The following is an 18,418-nucleotide window of genomic DNA, read 5'->3' as shown; positions in this document are numbered from 1 at the left end:
CGCCGTGAGTACGCCTCGTCGGCCAGGACCGTTCCCGGCGTTGATCGCTGTCTGCCAACCGGTCCGGGAACCCGGATCCGTGCCATGGGCGACTCGAAGACGGGTGCGTCACCCGCCTGCCCCTCAGCGGGACGAAGGAGTGGTCGGGAACGCCGGCTGGCGGCGACATCAACAAACGATCAGAAGACCCAGCGGCAATCAATCAGGGGAACCGCAATCGAGTCAGGGTGTGCCGCCACGGCGTCTCACCGGGGAGGCAAGTTGTGCCAGGGGTGGCCGCAAGCACCTTTGCAGTAGGTCTGCTTTCGGCGAGTGTCGGCGACGGAGAACACTGAGACCAGGACACGGAACGCTTGGACGTGTTCGACGGCCGGGAGAACAGCGAACCCGTAGCGAGGCGGGTCCATACAAATCATCACCGAAGGGTTGGCCGTGGGCTTCACCCCGGACCGGGCAACCCCCTCGCGCCCGTCTGTCGCCGTGATGTGGGCCTGCATCGCGTAGCTGGCGACCTGCTGCAGTACAGCCTGCTGTCCTGCCGGGGCAAGGTCGGAGAACCAGGATGTTTCCTCGTCCAACGTGCAGAGCCCTTGGGCGACTTCGTTGACGACTCGCTCGGCTCTGTGCCAAAGCGCCCACCCATCCTCACTGCTGGTCCCCACCATCTGGCCGATCATTTCACAGCAATCGAAGCCAAGCCTGAGGCGAGCGGCACGCCTCCTCCCGGGCGGACCAGGCGGCTCGACGAGGCACCCGGGAACGGTCGGGGGGTCACGGGCGTCGGCGCTACGACGGCGGAAGCGAAAGCGGCCCAGTTCGCAGCTCATGCACCGCCGCGGGAACCGTTCCCCTGGATCCTGCGTGAACCCTTGATGGTGTAGTCGGCTGGTGGAGGGGATCCGATGAGAACACGGACGATGGTGAGCGTGGCAGTATCCGCCGGCCTGGTGCTGGCGGCGTGCGCGTGCGGTCCGGAGAAGGCCAAGGAGGATGCGGGCGCGAAGCCTTCGCAGCCGTCCGTGTCGACGTCGACGAATGAGCCGTCGGCCGCGCCGTCGGCGTCCACTGGCCCAGAGAAGCCGTCGCCCGCCCCTACCGGCGACCAGCCCGCACCCAGGACGAAGGAGCGCGCGATCCAGCGGTACGAGCAGTACCTCCACGGCCTCGGGCGCGAGGACATCGCCACGGTCTGCGAAGTGGCCGGGCCGGGCGCGAAAAAGGCACAGGACCAGGGGTTCGGTCCGTGCACCTCGACGTACGTCATCGTCTTCCAGATGATTTCACCCGAGCAGAAGAAGGCGCTGCAAACCGCGACCGTCGATCCGCAGCGCGTCCTCGTCCACAGCCCCGACAAGATCGAGATGCCGCTCGAAGCGGTCCGGACTTCTGCCACTTTCACCGAGAGCGACCTCGGCAGCTACACCCTGGAGTACATCAAGAACGATTACTACATCACCGACGGAAAGTGATCGCCGTACGCGAAAGCCACCTGGCGGCAGAAGCAGTCTCATTGATGGGGCCAAGCCCGACCGCCTGGCCGACCACCATGGACTCCCGCTGGACGGCCTGGGCTGCTTCGTGGGTGACGCCCGCGGCGGCGAGGTACTCCACAACTGCTTCCCGGGGGTGCCCTTAAGCCGCAGCAGGCGCAGCCTCACCCACTGCGTCGCCCTCGCCGTCCAACCCGCCATCCTCGTCGGGACCCGACTGGGCCCAGGGCTTGCTGGTGCTGGAGCTCGGGCGCGTGCTTTCGTACTTGGCGGTCAGGAAGGCTGGACTTGGTCGAAGAGGGCGAGAGCCTCGGCGGGGTCCGGGCTCACGAGGCGTTCCAGACCCGCCGTCGTGATCTTCGCCCACCTGCCGGCCCGTGCCCACATCCGTTCCTCGAAGGTGCGGACAGCCTCGTCCAGATTCCCAGGGCCGGCGGCGATGGACTCGGCGAGTTCGGCGCCCTCCAGCATCGCGAGGTTCGCGCCCGCCCCCAACGGAGGCATCAGATGGGCGGCGTCGCCCAATAGCGTCACCCCGGGGACATGGGTCCAGGTATGCGACACGGGCAGGACGTAGAGGGGGCGATGGACGAAAGCGGTGGCGTGGCGGAGGAGGCCGAGGACTGGAGCGGCCCAGCCGTCGAACAGCGCCAGCAGGCGCGATCGCACGGCCTCAGCGTCCCCCAGGTCAAGGTTTGCGTGCCAGGCCAGCGGGGCGCGGAACTGGGCGTACACCTTGACGTGGCCGCCGCTGTTGCGCTGGGCGACGAGAGCTCGGTTCACCCCGTACACGGCCACCGAACCCTCGCCGATCAGCCGGGCGAGGTCGGGATGGCGGGTGTCGATGTCGTCGAGGGCGCTTTCGACATAGGTGACGCCGGTGTAGTGCGGTGTCACTGAGGAGACTGCCGGCCGTGTTCGCGACCAGGCGCCGTCCGCGCCGACCACGAGGTCGAACGTCTCCCGTCGCCCGTCCGCGAAATGGACTGCTACACCTTCCCGAATCCCCGGCACCACCTGCGTCACGCTCCGCCCCCACTGCACGTCGAGAGCGCCGAGCAGCAGGTCACGGAGTTGCCCGCGGTCGATCTCGGGATTGGCCCGGTCATCTGGACGGGGTCGCCAGTCGCGCAGGACGGTGCCGTCCGCGTCCAGGATGCGCATGGCCTGCCCCTCGGGGCGGGACACCGCCTGGAACTCCGCCAGCAGCCCCGCCTTGTCCAGCGCGAGCTGTCCCAGCCCTTCATGCAGGTCCAGCGCCCCGCCGGGCGGGCGGACGTCGGGGGCCGGATCGCGTTCGAGGATGGCGACGGGGTAGCCCTGGCGGTGCAGGACACGGGCGAAGGTAAGGCCTCCAGGGCCGCTCCCGACTACGGCGATACGATGTCTCATGGCGATACACTGTATTTCCATCATCGGCGTACCGCAGCAGAACGGTGTGACTCATGAGTGTGTGGGACCGGCCGGAGCCGTCGGCTCGCCCCGTGCCGCTCGACCGGGAGCGGATCGTTGCCGCCGCCGTCGCGCTGGCCGACGAGGGCGGGCTGGACGCGGTGTCGTTGCGCAAGGTCGCCGCCCGGCTGGATGCGGGCCCGATGCGGCTGTACGGATACATCTCCACCAAGCAGGAGCTGTTCGACCTCATGGTGGACGAGGTCTACGCCGAGATCCTCCACCAGGAGCAGCCCGGCGACTGGCGGGAAGCGCTGCGCACCCTCGCCCAGCGCACGAGACACGCGGCTCTCCGGCACGAATGGCTGGCCGACCTACTGGGCGGCCGCCCGGCCCTGGGCCCGAACGCCCTCGCTGTGGGCGAGGCCACGCTGGCCGCCCTGGACCCCCTCACCGACATCGACACCGCCATGCGGGCGGTGGAGACGGTCAGCGCCTACTTCACCGGCGCGATCAGGCGCGAGATCGCGAACCTTCGCGCCGAGCGCGCCACGGGCCAGTCGAAGCACGACTGGCAACGCGCCTCGGGCCCGTATCTGACAAGGATGTTGGCCACCGGCCGCTTCCCGGCGCTGACCAAGGCCGTGTACGACGGCACGGACGTGGACGCCGAGGCGTCCTTCGAGACCGGCCTGGACTGGGTCCTCGACGCCGTGGCCGCCAGACTCACCCGGCCATCGGCATGACGCTCGGCTCTCACCGCAGGTGAGCGAGCTCGATGCCCCCTGCCCACGGGCCGGGCAGGGGGCACTCGGTGACGGTCTGGGTTACGCACTGAAGGCGTAGCCACTGCACCGAACACCGAACGAATGAGGTACTCGGTGTCGGCAAACGATCTTGCCACCATCGCTGCCACACCGCACTGGGCGGACAGCCGCCTGCCAGCCACCTGAATACCGCTGGGGGTCAACCACCTAAGCGGCGGCGAGGAAGTCGGCGACGAGTACGGCGAATTCCTCGGGGTCGAGGATACGGATGCCCAGTTCTCCGGCCTTGGTGCGCTTGGAGCCGGCCTTCTCGCCCGCGACCAGGAGGGTGGTGCGCTTGGACACCGAGGAGGAGGCCTTTCCGCCGGCCCGCTCGATCAGCTCGTTCATCTCGTTTCGGGACAGCGCTGCGAGGGCGCCCGTCATGGAGCCGGTCACCACGACGGCCTGTCCGGCCAGCGGGCCGCCCGCCGATTCCTCGCCCTCGCCCTCGGCCGCCGCCGTCGCAGTCGCAGGCCTTTGCGGGGTGGTGACCTGCGTGCCGACCCGCTGCGCCTGGAGTTTGTCGAGGAGCGGGGCGAGTTCGACGAGTTCGGCCGCGATGACGCGGGCCTTCTCAGTGCCGATGCCGTCGACTTCGGCCAGGGTGTCCGCGTCGGCGGCCCGGATCGCCGCCATCGAGCCGAAGTACGCGGCGATCCGGCGGGACATGGTGCGACCGGTGCCGCGCACTCCGAGCGCGCAGAACACGCGGCTCAAAGCGGCTCCGCGGGCGGTCTCGATGGCGGCCAGGAGGTTCGCGGCGCTGGTCTCGCCCATCCGCTCCAGCCCGAGCAACTGCTCGCGGGTCAGCGTGAAGAGGTCGGCGATGTCCTGGACCAGTCCGGCCTCGACCAGCTGGATCGCCCGCGTGCCTCCGAGGCCTTCGATGTCGAGCTGATCTCGGCCGGCGGCGTAGATGACCGAGGCCACGACCTGGCAGCTGCGGCCGCGCACACAGCGCCAGCGCTGTTCGGTGGTGTCGATCGCGTCGCCGCAGCGGGGGCACGCCTCGGGGAAGAGGATCGGGCTCTCGGTGCCGGTGCGCTGGTCGACGAGCGGTGCCTCGATCCGGGGGATCACGTCGCCGGCGCGGTACACGAACACCTGGTCGCCGACCATGAGCCCGCGCCGGGTGATGTCGGACGGATTGTGGAGCGTGGCGTAGGTGACCGTCACGCCGTCGATGACGACGGGCTCCAGGACGGCGCGCGGGGCGATGATCCCCGTGCGGCCGACGTTCCACTCCACGGCCAGCAGGCGCGTCACCTTGTGCTCGGCCGCCAGCTTCCGGGCCACCGCCCACCTCGGAGCGCGCGAGCCGTTCCCGGCCTGCCGCTGGTCCTCCGCCGTGTCGGCCTTGACGACGACACCGTCGATTCCGAACGGCAGTTGGGCTCGCAAGCCGGCGATCGCGTCGATGCGTTCCTGTACCTGCTCCACGGTCTCGCATCGCATCGGGGCGGCGGCCGTGGTGGCGGCCGTGTTCGCGCCGAGCGCGGCCAGCCTCTCCAGCAGAGCGACATGGCCGAGGTCGTCCAGGCCGACCGCGCTGTAGGCGAAGAAGGTCAGCTCGATCCGGTAGGGGCGGTCCTTGGCCCGCAGCGTGCCGGCCGCTCCGCTCCGCGGGTGCGCGAAGGGCGTGGCCTCATGGACGAGCCGGATCCGGTTGGCCTCCTCGAACTGCGAGGTCGTCAGCAGCACCTCGCCGCGCAGCTCGACATCGATCGGCTCGGTCAGGACCGGCGGCAGACCGACGACGGCGTCGGCGGCGTGGGTGATGTCCTCGCCTGCCAGGCCGTCCCCGCGGGTGAGGACCTGTACGAGCCGCCCACCCCGGTACCGGGCGGCCACCGCGAGACCGTCGAGCTTCGGCTCCACACACCACCCGGCCACAGGGCGCCCGAGACGCCGCTCCAGCCCTGCGGCCCACTCGGCGAGCTCGTCAGCGTTGAAGACGTTGTCGAGGGAGAGCATGGGCACCGAGTGCGGCACGTCGCCCTGCACCGCCCCGCCCGCCACCTTCCCCGTAGGCGACTCGGCAAGCGCCTCGTCCGCGTGGGCGTCCTCGTAGGCCGCGATGGCGCGCAGCAGTCCGTCGTACTCGTCGTCACCGAGCGGGGTGGTCCCGTCGCCGTAATAGGCGGCCGACGCCGCCAGGGCGGTGGTCACGGCCTCCGCGTAGGCGTCACGGGAGAGGAGGGCACTGTTTTCCGTCATGCAGGTCATCATCATGCCCGGCACTGACAACCGGCTCAGCCTGGCGCACCCCGAGCCGACCGGCTCACGCGGACGATGGTCCGGTTGTGCTGAACGCTCTCGTGCGCTGCCCGGTCCCGGTCGTCGCGCTGGACACACACTCGCTCTGCGCATTGCGGCTACGCAGAGATGGGCCACTGCCGATGCGGGATGAGGGAGGGCGAGGACCTGAACTGGCCCTACCCAGACTTGCCGACGGCGGTGGTCCCGAGTTCGCCGACCACGGCGTCGCGGACCTGCCGCTCTTCGTCCCGCACGCGGTGACACGCACCCACCGGCGTGACCGCGGGCGAACCGCGACCACCAGCGTCCTCGCCGCAGTGCGCAGCATGTCCCCTGAGCGGCGGGAGGCGAGGACGACGTCCCCAATGGCCCAATGGCCAAAGGGCCAAACCAACCGCGATGTTGAAAATCGCTGTCCGATCACCGGAACGCGGTGATAGACATCCGGCGTGGAAAAGAATCTCGAGTTCCCTGACCTCCTGCGCCTGATCGATGAACGGTCGACCGCGTTCCGCACCGCGGTCGCCGCCGCGCCCAGCCTCGACGCACAGGTGCCCACCTGCCCCGGATGGACGCTGTTCGATCTGGTGAAGCACCTGGGTGGGGGAGACCGTTACTGGGCCGCCATAGTCGCCGCAGGGCCCGCCGACGCTCCTCCGGCCGAGGCCGCCGCTGCGCGCGCCGCTCTGGAAGTGCCGCGGGAGCGTGAGGCCCTGCTGGCCTGGTTGGCCGCGTCGACGCAGCTTCTGCTGAGCGCCCTGCGCGAGGCGGGACCGGACGCCGGCTGCTGGGCCTGGTGGAGTGCCCTGCAGACGCCGCGGACCTCTGGCGGAGTCGCCCGGCACCGGGTCCAGGAGAGCGCGGTGCACACCTACGACGCCGAGCTCGCCGCAGGCGCCCCGCAGCCGCTGCCGGCCCACGTCGCACTCGACGGTGTCGAGGAGTTCCTGTTCACCTGTGTCGCGACGCCCAGCGCCTGGCCGCACAAGCCCACGACCTTCGACTTCCACGCGACCGAGGGCCACTCCTGGCGCCTCACGGTCGACGGCGACGGCGCACGCTCCACCCCCATCCCCGCGCCAGCTGCCCCGACCGGTGAGGACTCGGACGAGGCCGGCGCCTCCGTCCACGGCACGGCCAGTGAGTTGGTCCTCTACTTGTACGACCGCATCCCCGCCAGCTCCTTGCGCGTTGACGGAGACGCAGGGCTGCTCGACCTGCTCCGCGCCTGGGAGCCGGAGGAGTAGGACGTAGCCGGGGTAGTGGCCAGAAGAACGCCCGCCCGCGCAGCGCGAGGGCAGGGCGTCCGGCCACGGGCGGCCCGGACGGCCGCGGCGCCGGCGCGTTGCCGCACTGACCGCGGGAGGCAGGCGGGGGGCCCCTTCGAGCCCGGCGTCGGTATCGACATCAGAGCCCGGCCATGAAAGGCGGACCCTGACCAGACGTGCTGGACTTACTGGAGACATGTCGCAGTCCGCACCAAGTCGGCGACGGCTCTGGACCGGCTGTGCGGTGGCCAGGCGATCACGGTCGTGACTTTCGGCGCATCCAGCACCGGTACGGCGGCGAGGTCATCGGGCAGTTGGGTTCGGCACGACTCCGGTGAGACCGCGCAGGCCCGGCCGAGCGCGACGAGCTGCAACAGCTGTGCGTGGTCGCGGACTTGTGGGCCGGGACCGGGCGGGTAGGCGCCGTCGGAGTCGGGCCAGCGTGGCAGGGGCAGGCCCGGCAGATCGGTGATGTCGGCCATGTGGACATGGGCCCGGCCAGTGAGCGGATGCCCGGCCGGCAGGACCACAACCTGGCCCTCCGTGCTGAGTTCCTCGGTGTGGAACCCGGCCGTCGAGTCGAACGGGCGGTGCAGCAGCGCCACGTCGGCCCGGCCCTCGCGCAGGAGTCGTTCCTGCTCGGCCGGGCCGCACAGGATGACGTCGATGAGGACCGCGCCGGGTTCGGCGGCGTACGCGTCGAGCAGTCTCGCCAGCAGTTCCCTGGACGCGCTGGCCTTCGTCACCAGTCCCAGGCCGGGTCGGCCGGTCGCGGACAGCGCGGCACGTCGGGTCCGGCGCTCGGCGGCGTCGACCGCTTCGAGGGCGGCCCGGCCCTCGGTCAGTAGCACCGCACCGGCCTCGGTCAGGGCGACGCTGCGGCTGGTCCGATCCAGGAGGACTACCCCCAGCCGGCGTTCGAGCTGCTGGATCGCCCGTGACAGAGGCGGTTGTGCGATCCCGAGCCGGTGCGCGGCGCGCCCGAAGTGCAGCTCTTCAGCGACAGCGACGAAGTAGCGCAGTTCCCGGGTCTCCATCCGGCCACGCTACTCCAGATCCATACCCTGACGGTATCGCTGCCCACCCGATCGGTCTTGGACCCCCGCCCGCGTCCGAGGGCAGCATGATCCCCATGAGCGAACGAACGATTGCGCTGGTCACCGGCGCGAACAAGGGAATCGGCTACGAAATCGCCGCGGGTCTGGGCGCCCTCGGCTGGAGCGTGGGCGTCGGCGCCCGCGACGAGCAGCGCCGTAAGGCCGCGGTGGAGAGACTGCGCGCGGCCGGCGTCGACGCGTTCGGCGTACCTCTGGACGTGACCGACGATGCGAGCGTGACCGCCGCCGCACGACTCATCGAGGAACAGGCCGGACGCCTCGACGTGCTCGTCAACAACGCCGCCATCACCGGCGGTGCGCCCCAGGAGCCCACCCGCGTCGATCCCGTCACCATCCGGACGGTCGTGGAGACCAACGTGATCGGCGTCATCCGCGTCACCAACGCGATGATGCCTCTGCTGCGCCGCTCTGCCTCACCGCGGATCGTCAACATGTCCAGCAGCGTCGGCTCCCTCACCCGGCAGTCAGGAACCGCTGCCGAGCAGACGACGGGTCCGATCGCCGTGGCGTACGCGCCGTCGAAGACGTTCCTGAACGCCGTCACCCTCCAATACGCCCGGGAGCTGGCCAGCACGAACATCCTCATCAATGCCGCCTGCCCCGGCTACGTCGCGACCGACCTCAACGGCTTCCGCGGCGTACGCACCCCCGCCCAGGGAGCGGCAATCGCCATCAAACTCGCCACCCTGCCCGACGACGGCCCGACCGGTCAGTTCTTCGCAGACACCGGCGAAGTGCCCTGGTGATGTGCACGGGGTCGTCACCCGCCAGGTGACGCGGCTTCGCCCGCGCCGGGTCACGATGGTTCAGCGCTGAGGCCGCCAGCCATCAGGGCGATGGCAGACTTCGGAGGTGAACTCTGATCTTTATCCCGACCTGGTCGCTGCGGGTAGCCTTGCCGGCGCACTGGAACAGCTGGCGGCAGACCTTGATGTCGATCTCGTGGTGGTGCCCGGCGACTGGGGGACACTCGTTTCGGCGGGCATCGCTGCGTCGGTGCCTGAGCGCAAGCCGCTGTCCGTTCACATCGGGGCCGCGAGTCGCAGGTTCGGGGTCTCTGGTTGGAGCCAGGGGGTCGAATTCATCACCGGATCCACGTCCGATCTGGCGGATGTCGTCAGGGCTGGCGTGGCGTGGGGACAGGGCGGGAGTCTTCGGGAGCTGCGGGCGGAGCTGCCGTTTCTGCACTTCAGCGAGCGCGCCGAAGCGCACGACCGTGGGCCGGCCGCGGTCCTGGAGTTGCAGTGGTGTTTGATGCGGAAACAGGCAGCCGAGGCACCGGATTTTCCCGAGTTCGGCGCACTCGTGGAAGCGGCTCACGCCGAACGGCGTCTGCGAGAGCTCTATGTGTTCTCCAGCCACTGGACGCTCGGCTTCAGCTCCTGCACCGGATTTCCGTTCCACGTTGAGGTCGCCATTGCCCCGTCATTTGGCGGCAGTCGGTACCGCGTGCTGAAGCACCCTCACGCCGACGTCATCGGCGAGGCCGTCACGGCCGAAGAGGCTGTGGCCCTGGCGGCGGCCTATCTCCCTGCCGACCTTGGGCTGACGGTCACAGGCACCGCCAAGAGAGGATAGTGACGCTGGGCGGGAGGGCGAAGTCGGTACCCGCCATTTAGGGTTACCTGTCTCGCGGCCAAGGGACTTCGCGTGAGGAGGCGGCAGGAGGCGGGGAGCGTCCCCAGGGGATGTCACCACCTGGATGGGGAAGTACCTCATGCCGAACGACCCGCGGCGGGGAGGGATGGGGCGACCGCCGTCATCCGAGGTCGGTTGGTCGGGTCAGGGAGCCCAGGGCAGGCGTACGGCCTCGATCTCCGAGTCGTTGAGGAGGGCCTCGACGAGCGGCGCCGGGCCGGCGACCTTGGTGGCCCACAAGTCGTAATCCGTGCACAGGACCCAGGACCGGTCGTGGGCCCAGAGGTTGGACGGGGTCCAGAACTCCTCCTCGGGGTGGTCATACAAGGCCTTGGCGTCCGAGAGCCGGCCGGCCCGGACGTGGAGGTTGTCGAAGTCCTCGGCTCCTTGTCCCAACGGGGTGTAGTAGGCGAGGCAGCGGGTGTCCGGGCCGTGAGGGCTGTGCTCGGTGAGGATCTCGACCAGCCGGTTCCAGTCGGTACGGTCCAGGCTGCCCTCGGAGGGCGACGTGATGCCGACCGGCCAACCCCCCGTCTCGTGGAGCGAAGGGAAGGACCTGTGGCAGGGCAGGAATCCCTCAGGGGCCACGGGGTCTCCCGTCCGCATGGAGAGTTCCGCCCAGCGCAGACGGCGATAGCGTGGCCCGGGGTGCTCGCCCGTCCGCTTGGCGAAGGTGTTCGAGACGTCGGTGAACACGTCCGCGGGTTCGAGGCCCGGGACGATGTCCGGGCTGGTCGCGTGCCAGTTCAAGAAGGCACGCCGGTACTCGACGTACGACATGTCGAAGGGCCCGCGTTCGTGTTCGTACATGGCGTGGAGCACCCACGCCGCGTCAGGCAGCGGCGGCGGCATGAAGCCGGTGAGCCCGTCGTCGGCGGCCAGTGAATGAAGCCAGTCAGTCTCCGCGGCTGCGGCAAGCGGCCAGCGGGCGGTCGCCAGAGCGGCGGAGGTCTCATACATCAACTCAGGATATGAGCGCAGCACCGGTGCTGCCCAGGCGCCGGCCCGGCCTGGACATGGTTGCCTGTTCAGGGCGACCCGTTCAACGTGCCCGTTCAGGAGGGGCAGTGTTGGCCCCGGCCAGGAGGGGCGGCGCCGTTGCGTGGCGGGCGGGCCGGTGATTGCCTCTCCTGGCGGCGGTTGCGCGGTACGACATGAGGAGCGCTGATGACGATCCACCAGGCCCCAGTCTTCGTCAACGAGGGCGCTTTCGGGATCTTCGACCACGGCGAAGTACCCATCGAGAGCGCTGACTGGTCGGGTGACTTGATCGCCCCGATGTCCGCGGGGGCGGTGGTGCGGACCGGCATCAACACAGGCAACGTGCGAGTGGAAGTCCGGACAGGGACCTCGCCAGTCTCGTCGGAGCAATGGGAGGAGGAGGCTACGGCGCTGGTCTGGTCGCCCACGGGCAGCATGCGTGTCGAGTCGGTCGTCGATGGGCCGCGCTCAGAACTTCCGGTCCTGTCGGCCTCCGGCCCGGGCTGGTACGAGCTGGAGGTCAAGGCCCGCGGGCGCCGCCAGGCCCCGGACTCTTCCCTCCTCGAGTCCGCCGAGGCATACCTGATCACCCTTCGCCCGGTTCCCGAGAAGCCGGCTCCCGTGCCCGACAGGGCGTCGACTGCGCCTGACCGGGGCGCAGAGGCCCGGCGAAGGCGACTGCTTCAAGGGTGACAGGACCGCAGACGGTCGTGTCCCGCCCCTGCGGGGAGGGGCGGGACGCCGTCATTCGCTGTCACGAGCCGCATGGCCATGCGACCGGACTCCAGGCCGGCGCCTTGCTCCTGCGCCCAGTCGACGCCGGGGTGATCGCGTCAGGCTGGCCTGGTCGCTGGGCTGCATGGCGACATCTTCGACACCCAGCAGCCGAGCCAGCTCTGTCGCGTGTGTGTGCAGGATGAACGCGCTTCTATGGTGCGGTGTGAAAGAGGAGGGTCAGGCGGTGAGCCACACCTTTGTTCCGGTGCGGGGGTTGATGAACCACCAGTTGTTGCTCGCGGCGTTCGGCACGCCCCACTTGAACTGGTGCGCGGTGCCGTAGAACGTGCAGCTCTTGTTTCCTTCCTGGTCGAAGGAGCACACGTTCTTGTTGTACGTGTACTGGGCCGACCACCACGTACGGGGGCCCGTCCTGCCGTCCACGAGCAGTGGCTTGCCGTCCCAGTCGAGGTGGATGGACTGCCAGTCCTTGGTGCGGGCGTTGGTGTTGGGGCCGAACTGGCCGTCGATGAAGGTGGTGGAGGTGATGCGGCCGTAGACGTTGTCGGCCCACAGCACCGACTGCCAGAAGCGGATGTAGTTGGCGTCCATGCTGCATCCGGACTGGCACAGGGTCGGGTTGGTTGACCAGCTCGTGCCGTCGGCGTGCGCAGTCCCGGCGGTGACCGAGAGCGTCGCGCACACGGCGACCGCGGCGATGAGGAATTTGCGGATGATGTTCAAGACGAGGGTCCACTTCTACTCGGATTCACGGACAGTTCCGCGCGGTGCACTCCGCAGTTACGACCCGCAGCCTGCCGGGGCGTCAGGAGGTGAGTGACGGCAGCGGTTGGTTGGCTGGGCGGCTGGGCCGCGGATCCCCCGGGCGGATACCGGGCCGGTGTTCCCGGCCACCGTCATCATCCGGGCGTGGCCGGCCCGGCGGCTTGAACATCCATGCCCGGTTCGGCCCGCCTGGTTCGGCCTCTGTCGCGGGCCGGGGCTGTGGCGGCACAATCGGGCGTCAGCGTCAGCAACGGCGTCAGTGACGGCGGTCGGGTGGGGGAGGCGGCATGGCGATTCGCAATGAACTGGTCGCGCAGATCGACGGCGTCACCATGAGGGACGTGCACCAGCCGTGGGTGGGGCGGGCCGGCCGATGGACGCCGCTGGTCCTGGAGGAGGACGACGCGCTGTGTCTGTACCGCAGCGGCTGGCGGCGGCGCACTGCCGACGGGGTGGAGGAGTATTTGGACGCCACGACCGCGTACACCAGCCGCCGGGGCACCGAGGAGCAGTTCGCCGGTACCGCGGACGTCGAGATCTCGTGGATCACTCTCACACCCGGTGCGTACGAGGAGCACCTGGGCCGGGTCATGCCGGCGCACGGCTGGGTCCTGCGTCCTGACGCCGCGTTCGACTACCGCCACCGCAGGCTCGTCGCGGGCGCGGCCCGCGGCATCGACGCGTCCGAGGCGGCGGAAGGCCTCCTCCTGCTGCTCGATGCCCTCCCGAGGTACTCCCGGCGGCCGCATCTGCCGCCGCCGCGGAGCTGGGTGCGCCACCGGGTCCTGGCGGCCGGGGTGCAGGAGCTCCTCGCTGCGGAGCCCGCCACCGGTATCGAGGAACTGGCGCGGGCGCTGGCGACATCACCGGGTCACCTCAGCCGGGTCTTCCGCCAGGTCACGGGCAGGACCGTCAGCGCCTACCGTAACGAGCTGCGTGTCCGCCGGGCGCTGGACCTGCTCGCCCGCGGGGCCGGTGACCTCGCCCGCCTCGCGGCCGATCTGGGCTTTTCCGACCACGCCCACCTGACCCGCACCGTCAAGCGCCACACCGGTCACGTGCCGTCGGTCGTGCGCGCCGAACTCGCTACGGTCCGGCAGGGCCCCGGGGGCCTGCCCGGGGATTGATGTTCAGGTGGTGCGACCGCCGGGCGGGGTGAGTGAGCAAGATCCATCCCGTGCCGTGGTGCCGTGGTGCCCGTGCTCTGGCCAGGGACCTTGCCTGTCCCTGCCGGCGACACCGGCTCGCACCGCATCGTCGCCGACGGCGTCGCCGAGAGGTTGACCGGCCCGGACGGCTGCGCCTGGGAGGCTGCCGGATCGCTCGCCGTCACCTCGTGTCTCCGGGCCCACCCCGGCACGGCCTCGCCCGTTAAACCCTCACACGATGCCGGCATGGCTGGGCCCCGGCCTGGGGGTAGGCCGGGGCCCGGGGTTCGGCGACCGTACGCCGTGCGGTCACCGGCGCAGGACGTCCTCGACGTCTTCCTTGGCGTAACCGGTTGAGCCCTGAGCCTGGTCCGTGCGGCCTTCCGCTGGCATGCGTTCGTCGCCGGTCGTGCGGCCGGCGGTCTCGGCCTCGACTTGGTCGACGTGTGCCTTGCTCATCTCGTGCTCAGTACCGACGACTTCTTGGTGACCACCCGTAGACGCTCACCGCTGGGAACTGTGTCGCGGCGGCACTGTGCGCAGGTCCCGGCAGGCCCCATGGCTCAGGGAACTGTCCGCCTTTTCAACCTGCCGCTGCAGAGCGCCGGCGCCCGCGGCGATGACTTCGGCGAGCCGGTTGGCGAAAGCCGCGTTGCATCCTCCGAGCCGGACGAAACCGTGGCCGGCCACCGGTCCGTCGTTGTACAGGGAGGGCAGGGTCATCCCGGCGAGTGCGAGCGCCGACCGGAGGTTGGTTACGGCGTCTTCGCCGTCCTGGTAGGCGGCGTCCTGGCGCCGCTTGTACTGGACCCGCTCGGCGTAGGTCATTTCGTACACGATGTTTCTTGCCTTTCGTGGTAGGCGTGGTAGGCGTGGGAGGTTGGGGTAAGGGCCGGAGCGCGTCGTGGATTCGCCTGGCTCGGTCCATGGAGGTGCGGCCCAGCGCCAGCGCACCGGCCCCTGGGCACAGGTCCCCCCGGCACAGGTCCCCCCGGGCGGCGCCGGTTACTCGGCGGGCAGGGGGATGGCACCCTCGCCGCAGCTGTTGAACGGCATCCGCGGCAGCCCGATGCCCGCCGTGCGAGGCAGAGCGGGGCCACGTCCTTGTGACGGGGCCCTGCCTGGACGAACACTGTCAGGCAGAGTCCGCGTCCGGCCCGTGACCATCGGTTTCGATCTTCGTTTCAAAGGTGCAAGCGTGCGTCTCCTTTGATCGCGTGGAAGGACCCGGGTTGGCCAGGAAGTCGGCGGCTGTTACCGCCTCCGCTCTTAGCGGTCGCCGCGTACGGGATGCCGGGTCTTGCGACATCGCGGTCCGGCGGCGCCGTGGCCGCCGTCGCGTGGGCGGAGGAACCCCGTGACCTGCCACCTGTATGCAGCGTCAGCATCAGCACCTCGTCTCATCGAAACCGAAATCGGGACCGGGACCGCGACCGGGACTGCCGGCCGGTCAGAGTCCACCGGCGGTACGGACTTGAGGGGCCGCCCCTCCGGCGTGAGCTCACCGACTCGTGCCGAGCAGACAACGGAAGAACGCCGCAGCTGCCCCCGGGCCGCCGGCACGACACGGGTCGCTGCCCCTGTCCCTGCCAATGTGGATATCCCGGTCCCCGGGCCTTTAGCCGCGGCTTCGGCCTGCGTGAAGGACACCGCCGTCCGCGTACGACTGTCATGCGCGGTACCCGAATCTGTGCCCGCCGGACGCGGAGCGGTCCGCCGCTCTGTCTGCCACGGAGGACCCGGGCCGGACACTTTCCGGGCTGCGCCGGGCCGTGGCCGTCTGCCCCGCCCCGAGCAGGACGGAGGGGGACCGGGTCCGGTGTCGTGGAGCGGCCTGGCGGGGCGGCCGGGTGAGTGTGATCTGACGGACCAACTGCTGGAAGCATGCCAGCGCCGCGACGGCGGGAAGCGCGGACGAGGTCCCGGCGGCGAGCGTTCTGGGTGCCTGGGCTACACACAGGAGCGTCGCCAGCGTGGAGAACAGCAGGACGATCGACCAGGAGTGAAGCGCGCGGCGCTGGTGCAGTGCGGATCTGAGGATGGACAGCGAGGCGACCATCCAGGGTCCGTAGACCAGTAGGGGCCACCAGTTCACCACTTCGCTGGCCGTGTGGAGTCCTGCGCTGTGGCGCAGGGTGTCGCAGATGACCAGCCCGCTGAGGATGCTCACCACGGCCGCGATGACGGCGACCAGCACGGCGGTGAAGAGACTGCCGGTCTGTAGCAGGGTGGTCACCGCTGTCCGCGACGCGTTCCGGCGGTGCCCGCTGCCGGTTCGTCGGGGAGGCGGCTCGGCAGGGCTCTGCTTCAGTCCCGCGACGAGCCCGATGGCGCTGACCGGTTGACCGGTGCCGTCGTACCCGTCGTAGCCGGTCCGGGTGAAGGTCTCTGCCGGGCCGGGCGCGGCGGTCTCCTGTAGGAGGTTCGCGAGCTCCTCCACCGGATCCCACGGCGGGTTGTCCTGCCCGGGCCCGCCTAGCGGTTCCCCGGTGTCCGGCCGGCGCCAGAACAGGGAGGTGTCCGGCGGGGGGTGGGAGCCGTGCAGGTCCGGGTATCCGTACGGCTCATACACGGGAGCTGCCGCCTGAGTGCTTGCTGACGCCCGTCGCCGAGGGCGGGGTGGCCCCCGACCTCCGGTCGAACTCGGCCTGGATCGTTCTCATCGTATGGAGGAAGTCCTCGAGGACCGAGGACGAGTAGCGCAGCTCGACCTCCCGGCCCTCGTCCCCCAGCGTTGCGTTCCTGACCTGGCCAACGCCGGTTGATCCCGGAGTGAATGTCCACTTTCCGATCCGGGTAGGCCCGGTTCGAAAACCACCTCCCCGTCCGTCTTCTTCTGGAGGCCTACGGAAGAAGAAGGGGGGCTTTGCTGTTGTCATATTCCATAAACGCTGCCGATGTTGGTCTGGGTATGCGCCATCCGGGTGATGGGGGCGGATGAACAACCGTCACCGCGCCCCTTGTCGTTTCTGCAACGCGACAGGAACTCACCAGTTACACCATCCCGTACTGCCAATCCGCAGCTCTGCGAGGCGATGAGCGCAGGCAGGCGCGAGTCCGCGACGCCCTGCTGCCGCCCGCGCCTGTCCGACGGCGACTGCGCCCTGGATGCGACCGCCTGGCAGGAGCGTCGCACACGTCGCCGGCTCTCCATATTTTCATCGCCCAAGCCGCCTCCCGCCATCGACCGGCCCACCACCCCACAGCAGCACGACGGCCCTCGGCGCGGCCCCTGACGGGAGCTGATCATCGGCAAAGAGGCTGATCGTCCAAGGCGGGCGGATTGCTGCGCATGGCTGGAATCCGCCAGGAGGGCGCAACTCTGCATATGCCGCTGCGTTATGCCGGGCACTCGATGGGACCTGATCATGTGGGTCCCGTTTGGCATCTGCCTTCGAAAGGACCAGCTGTGGGACATCTTCTCCTGTGGATCGTGCTGATCTCCGCCGCCCTGGGCGCGGGTTGCACCGCTTTGACCTCGTCAGGGACCGGCTGTCTGTGGCACGTGGACGCGCTCGAACTCAGGCGCCAGCAGCGCTTTCGGCACGTCCTGTCCTGTCATGTCGACGCCGTCCGCCTGGCCCGCCGGCACGGCGCTGCCCCGCTGGAGAGGCCCTCTCGCGCATCCGTCTGTATGTGCACGGAGCCGCTCCAAGCCGATCACGCGCCATGGGCGCCGCCCTGCCACCTTTGACGTGAACGCTGCTACTGCGCCACCGTCACGCGCCGACGGTCTCGGCCGGATTGCCACGAAATCGTCACTCCGGCAGATAGCGCACCCAGTCGAAATGTCGAGGCGATACCTGCGCATCCCTTAAAAACCCCGGCAATCCATGCAGCTTCGGCTACGCAAAAACCCCGGCAATCCGTACATTGCCGGATCTCGCAACATTGCCGGTTTCGAATGACGGACCCGTGTAATTCACGTTCGATGTACCTCCGCGCTAATCGTTGGCGAAATGGTGAGAAGTGCCCAAACTAAAAAAAGTATCATCCGCCTGTTGTTTTTTCCGCAAGGAGCAACTCGTTTCGTGAAGGGAAGCCAGCACGACCCCTGCGGTGACCTGCCCGATAGCGGTCCACGCCCGGACGCCCCCCGCCGCATCTGGTTGGCGGCAGCACGGATGGCGAGCACGGTACGAGCGGCAATGGTGCGGGTGACACGCCGCCTCGCTGCCGCGGGCGCCGCGCAAGCAGCCAGCCCACCCATGCAGGAAACGGGACCGACAGGTCCCCTCCACGATGAGTACCGGGCGGGCTTCCCCCTGCTCCTGCCCCGGCAGGCGCGCGTCACGAGCGACACTCACGGCTGCCCGTGGTGCCGCTCCCTGGCAGACCCCGGCCCTCCCGACCGACCCGGCCCCCAGCCCTGACCCCGCGCCGGTGCGCCGCCGATGACCCCGCCGGCGCAGCGCGCCGGGAAGCCATGAGACGTGAACCCCGGCCGACGGTCGGCCGGGGTTCGCCGAGGGCGGTGACTGCCGGCCGGCAGGCGGATGGTCCATGCCCCAGACCGCTCGTCCCGTTGCCGGCAGGCCGCAGCGCAGCACGATGACCGTGATCGGGCAGGTCGGCGAAGCAGGATGAGGACGCCCGGCTGGCCACCCGGAGTGGGGGCTTGGCCTGGTAGAGGAACTGCAGGTTGCAGGGGTCGATGGTCGTGTTCTGGTCGGGGTTGCTGCGGATCAGCCGCCTCGATGTGAACGCGCGGCGCGGGCCACGGTCCCGACCACACCTTCATACTGTCCACCCTGCGGCTGATCGTGTCCCGCCCACCGCCGCCCCGGAGCCCCTCGTACCGCGGCCAACGAA

Annotated in this window: 16 protein-coding genes; 7 read left to right on the top strand and 9 right to left on the bottom strand. The window is 69.6% G+C overall.

Going from position 1 to position 18,418, the window contains the following annotated elements:
- Positions 1-245: 245 nt before the first annotated feature.
- Positions 246-665: a DUF5958 family protein gene (locus ACF059_RS29310; protein WP_392062831.1), complete on the bottom strand. Its 420-nt coding sequence runs from the start codon at positions 663-665 to the stop codon at positions 246-248.
- A gap of 261 nt (positions 666-926) precedes the next feature.
- Between ACF059_RS29310 and ACF059_RS29305 the strand changes: the two genes are divergently transcribed.
- Positions 927-1,469 carry a hypothetical protein gene (locus ACF059_RS29305; RefSeq protein WP_392062829.1) on the top strand — a complete coding sequence of 181 codons (543 nt, stop codon included), beginning with the start codon at positions 927-929 and terminating at the stop codon, positions 1,467-1,469.
- Between the two features lie 294 nt (positions 1,470-1,763).
- Here ACF059_RS29305 and ACF059_RS29300 read toward each other — a convergent pair whose 3' ends face one another.
- Positions 1,764-2,882 carry an FAD-dependent oxidoreductase gene (locus tag ACF059_RS29300; protein WP_392063348.1) on the bottom strand — a complete coding sequence of 373 codons (1,119 nt, stop codon included), beginning with the start codon at positions 2,880-2,882 and terminating at the stop codon, positions 1,764-1,766.
- A 53-nt stretch (positions 2,883-2,935) separates the two neighbouring features.
- Here ACF059_RS29300 and ACF059_RS29295 point away from each other — a divergent pair, with 53 nt between their 5' ends.
- Positions 2,936-3,628 carry a TetR/AcrR family transcriptional regulator gene (locus tag ACF059_RS29295; protein WP_392062826.1) on the top strand — a complete coding sequence of 231 codons (693 nt, stop codon included), beginning with the start codon at positions 2,936-2,938 and terminating at the stop codon, positions 3,626-3,628.
- A 228-nt stretch (positions 3,629-3,856) separates the two neighbouring features.
- Here the strand turns inward: ACF059_RS29295 and ligA are convergent, their stop codons facing one another.
- Positions 3,857-5,917 (bottom strand): NAD-dependent DNA ligase LigA, encoded by a 2,061-nt coding sequence (gene ligA, locus ACF059_RS29290; RefSeq protein ID WP_392063345.1) that lies wholly within the window; start codon positions 5,915-5,917, stop codon positions 3,857-3,859.
- 482 nt (positions 5,918-6,399) lie between these two features.
- On the opposite strand from ligA, the gene ACF059_RS29285 reads away from it, so the two are divergent.
- Complete coding sequence (locus ACF059_RS29285; RefSeq protein WP_392062823.1) at positions 6,400-7,197, top strand: maleylpyruvate isomerase family mycothiol-dependent enzyme; 798 nt, start codon at positions 6,400-6,402, stop codon at positions 7,195-7,197.
- Positions 7,198-7,403: 206 nt separating this feature from the next.
- On the opposite strand, the gene ACF059_RS29280 is transcribed toward ACF059_RS29285, so the two are convergent.
- Positions 7,404-8,255, bottom strand: coding sequence for a LysR family transcriptional regulator (locus ACF059_RS29280; RefSeq protein ID WP_392062820.1), 852 nt, complete (start codon positions 8,253-8,255; stop codon positions 7,404-7,406).
- Positions 8,256-8,350: 95 nt separating this feature from the next.
- Here ACF059_RS29280 and ACF059_RS29275 point away from each other — a divergent pair, with 95 nt between their 5' ends.
- A complete protein-coding gene (locus ACF059_RS29275; RefSeq protein ID WP_392062817.1) occupies positions 8,351-9,082 on the top strand; it encodes an SDR family oxidoreductase in 732 nt (243 codons plus the stop codon).
- 106 nt (positions 9,083-9,188) lie between these two features.
- Positions 9,189-9,914, top strand: coding sequence for a DUF6193 family natural product biosynthesis protein (locus tag ACF059_RS29270; protein WP_392062815.1), 726 nt, complete (start codon positions 9,189-9,191; stop codon positions 9,912-9,914).
- 204 nt (positions 9,915-10,118) lie between these two features.
- On the opposite strand, the gene ACF059_RS29265 is transcribed toward ACF059_RS29270, so the two are convergent.
- A complete protein-coding gene (locus ACF059_RS29265) occupies positions 10,119-10,934 on the bottom strand; it encodes a hypothetical protein (RefSeq protein WP_392062812.1) in 816 nt (271 codons plus the stop codon).
- 207 nt (positions 10,935-11,141) lie between these two features.
- Here ACF059_RS29265 and ACF059_RS29260 point away from each other — a divergent pair, with 207 nt between their 5' ends.
- Complete coding sequence (locus ACF059_RS29260; RefSeq protein WP_392062809.1) at positions 11,142-11,648, top strand: hypothetical protein; 507 nt, start codon at positions 11,142-11,144, stop codon at positions 11,646-11,648.
- Positions 11,649-11,909: 261 nt separating this feature from the next.
- Here the strand turns inward: ACF059_RS29260 and ACF059_RS29255 are convergent, their stop codons facing one another.
- Entirely contained in the window at positions 11,910-12,416 is a 507-nt protein-coding gene (locus tag ACF059_RS29255; protein WP_392062806.1) for a peptidoglycan-binding protein, read from the bottom strand.
- 329 nt (positions 12,417-12,745) lie between these two features.
- Here ACF059_RS29255 and ACF059_RS29250 point away from each other — a divergent pair, with 329 nt between their 5' ends.
- Positions 12,746-13,585 carry a helix-turn-helix domain-containing protein gene (locus ACF059_RS29250; protein ID WP_392062803.1) on the top strand — a complete coding sequence of 280 codons (840 nt, stop codon included), beginning with the start codon at positions 12,746-12,748 and terminating at the stop codon, positions 13,583-13,585.
- 330 nt (positions 13,586-13,915) lie between these two features.
- On the opposite strand, the gene ACF059_RS29245 is transcribed toward ACF059_RS29250, so the two are convergent.
- The 3 genes from ACF059_RS29245 to ACF059_RS29235 all read right to left on the bottom strand — a co-directional run bounded on the left by ACF059_RS29245 (position 13,916) and on the right by ACF059_RS29235 (position 16,178).
- The gene (locus tag ACF059_RS29245) at positions 13,916-14,065 is read right to left on the bottom strand and encodes a CsbD family protein (protein ID WP_392062800.1); all 150 of its coding nucleotides are present in this window, start codon (positions 14,063-14,065) and stop codon (positions 13,916-13,918) included.
- 45 nt (positions 14,066-14,110) lie between these two features.
- Positions 14,111-14,434, bottom strand: coding sequence for a hypothetical protein (locus ACF059_RS29240; RefSeq protein WP_392062797.1), 324 nt, complete (start codon positions 14,432-14,434; stop codon positions 14,111-14,113).
- A gap of 841 nt (positions 14,435-15,275) precedes the next feature.
- Entirely contained in the window at positions 15,276-16,178 is a 903-nt protein-coding gene (locus tag ACF059_RS29235) for a hypothetical protein (protein ID WP_392062795.1), read from the bottom strand.
- Positions 16,179-18,418 lie beyond the last annotated feature (2,240 nt).

Source organism: Streptomyces sp. NPDC016562 (assembly GCF_043076955.1).
Lineage (GTDB): Bacteria > Actinomycetota > Actinomycetes > Streptomycetales > Streptomycetaceae > Streptomyces.
This window is presented reverse-complemented; position numbering and strand designations above follow the sequence as displayed.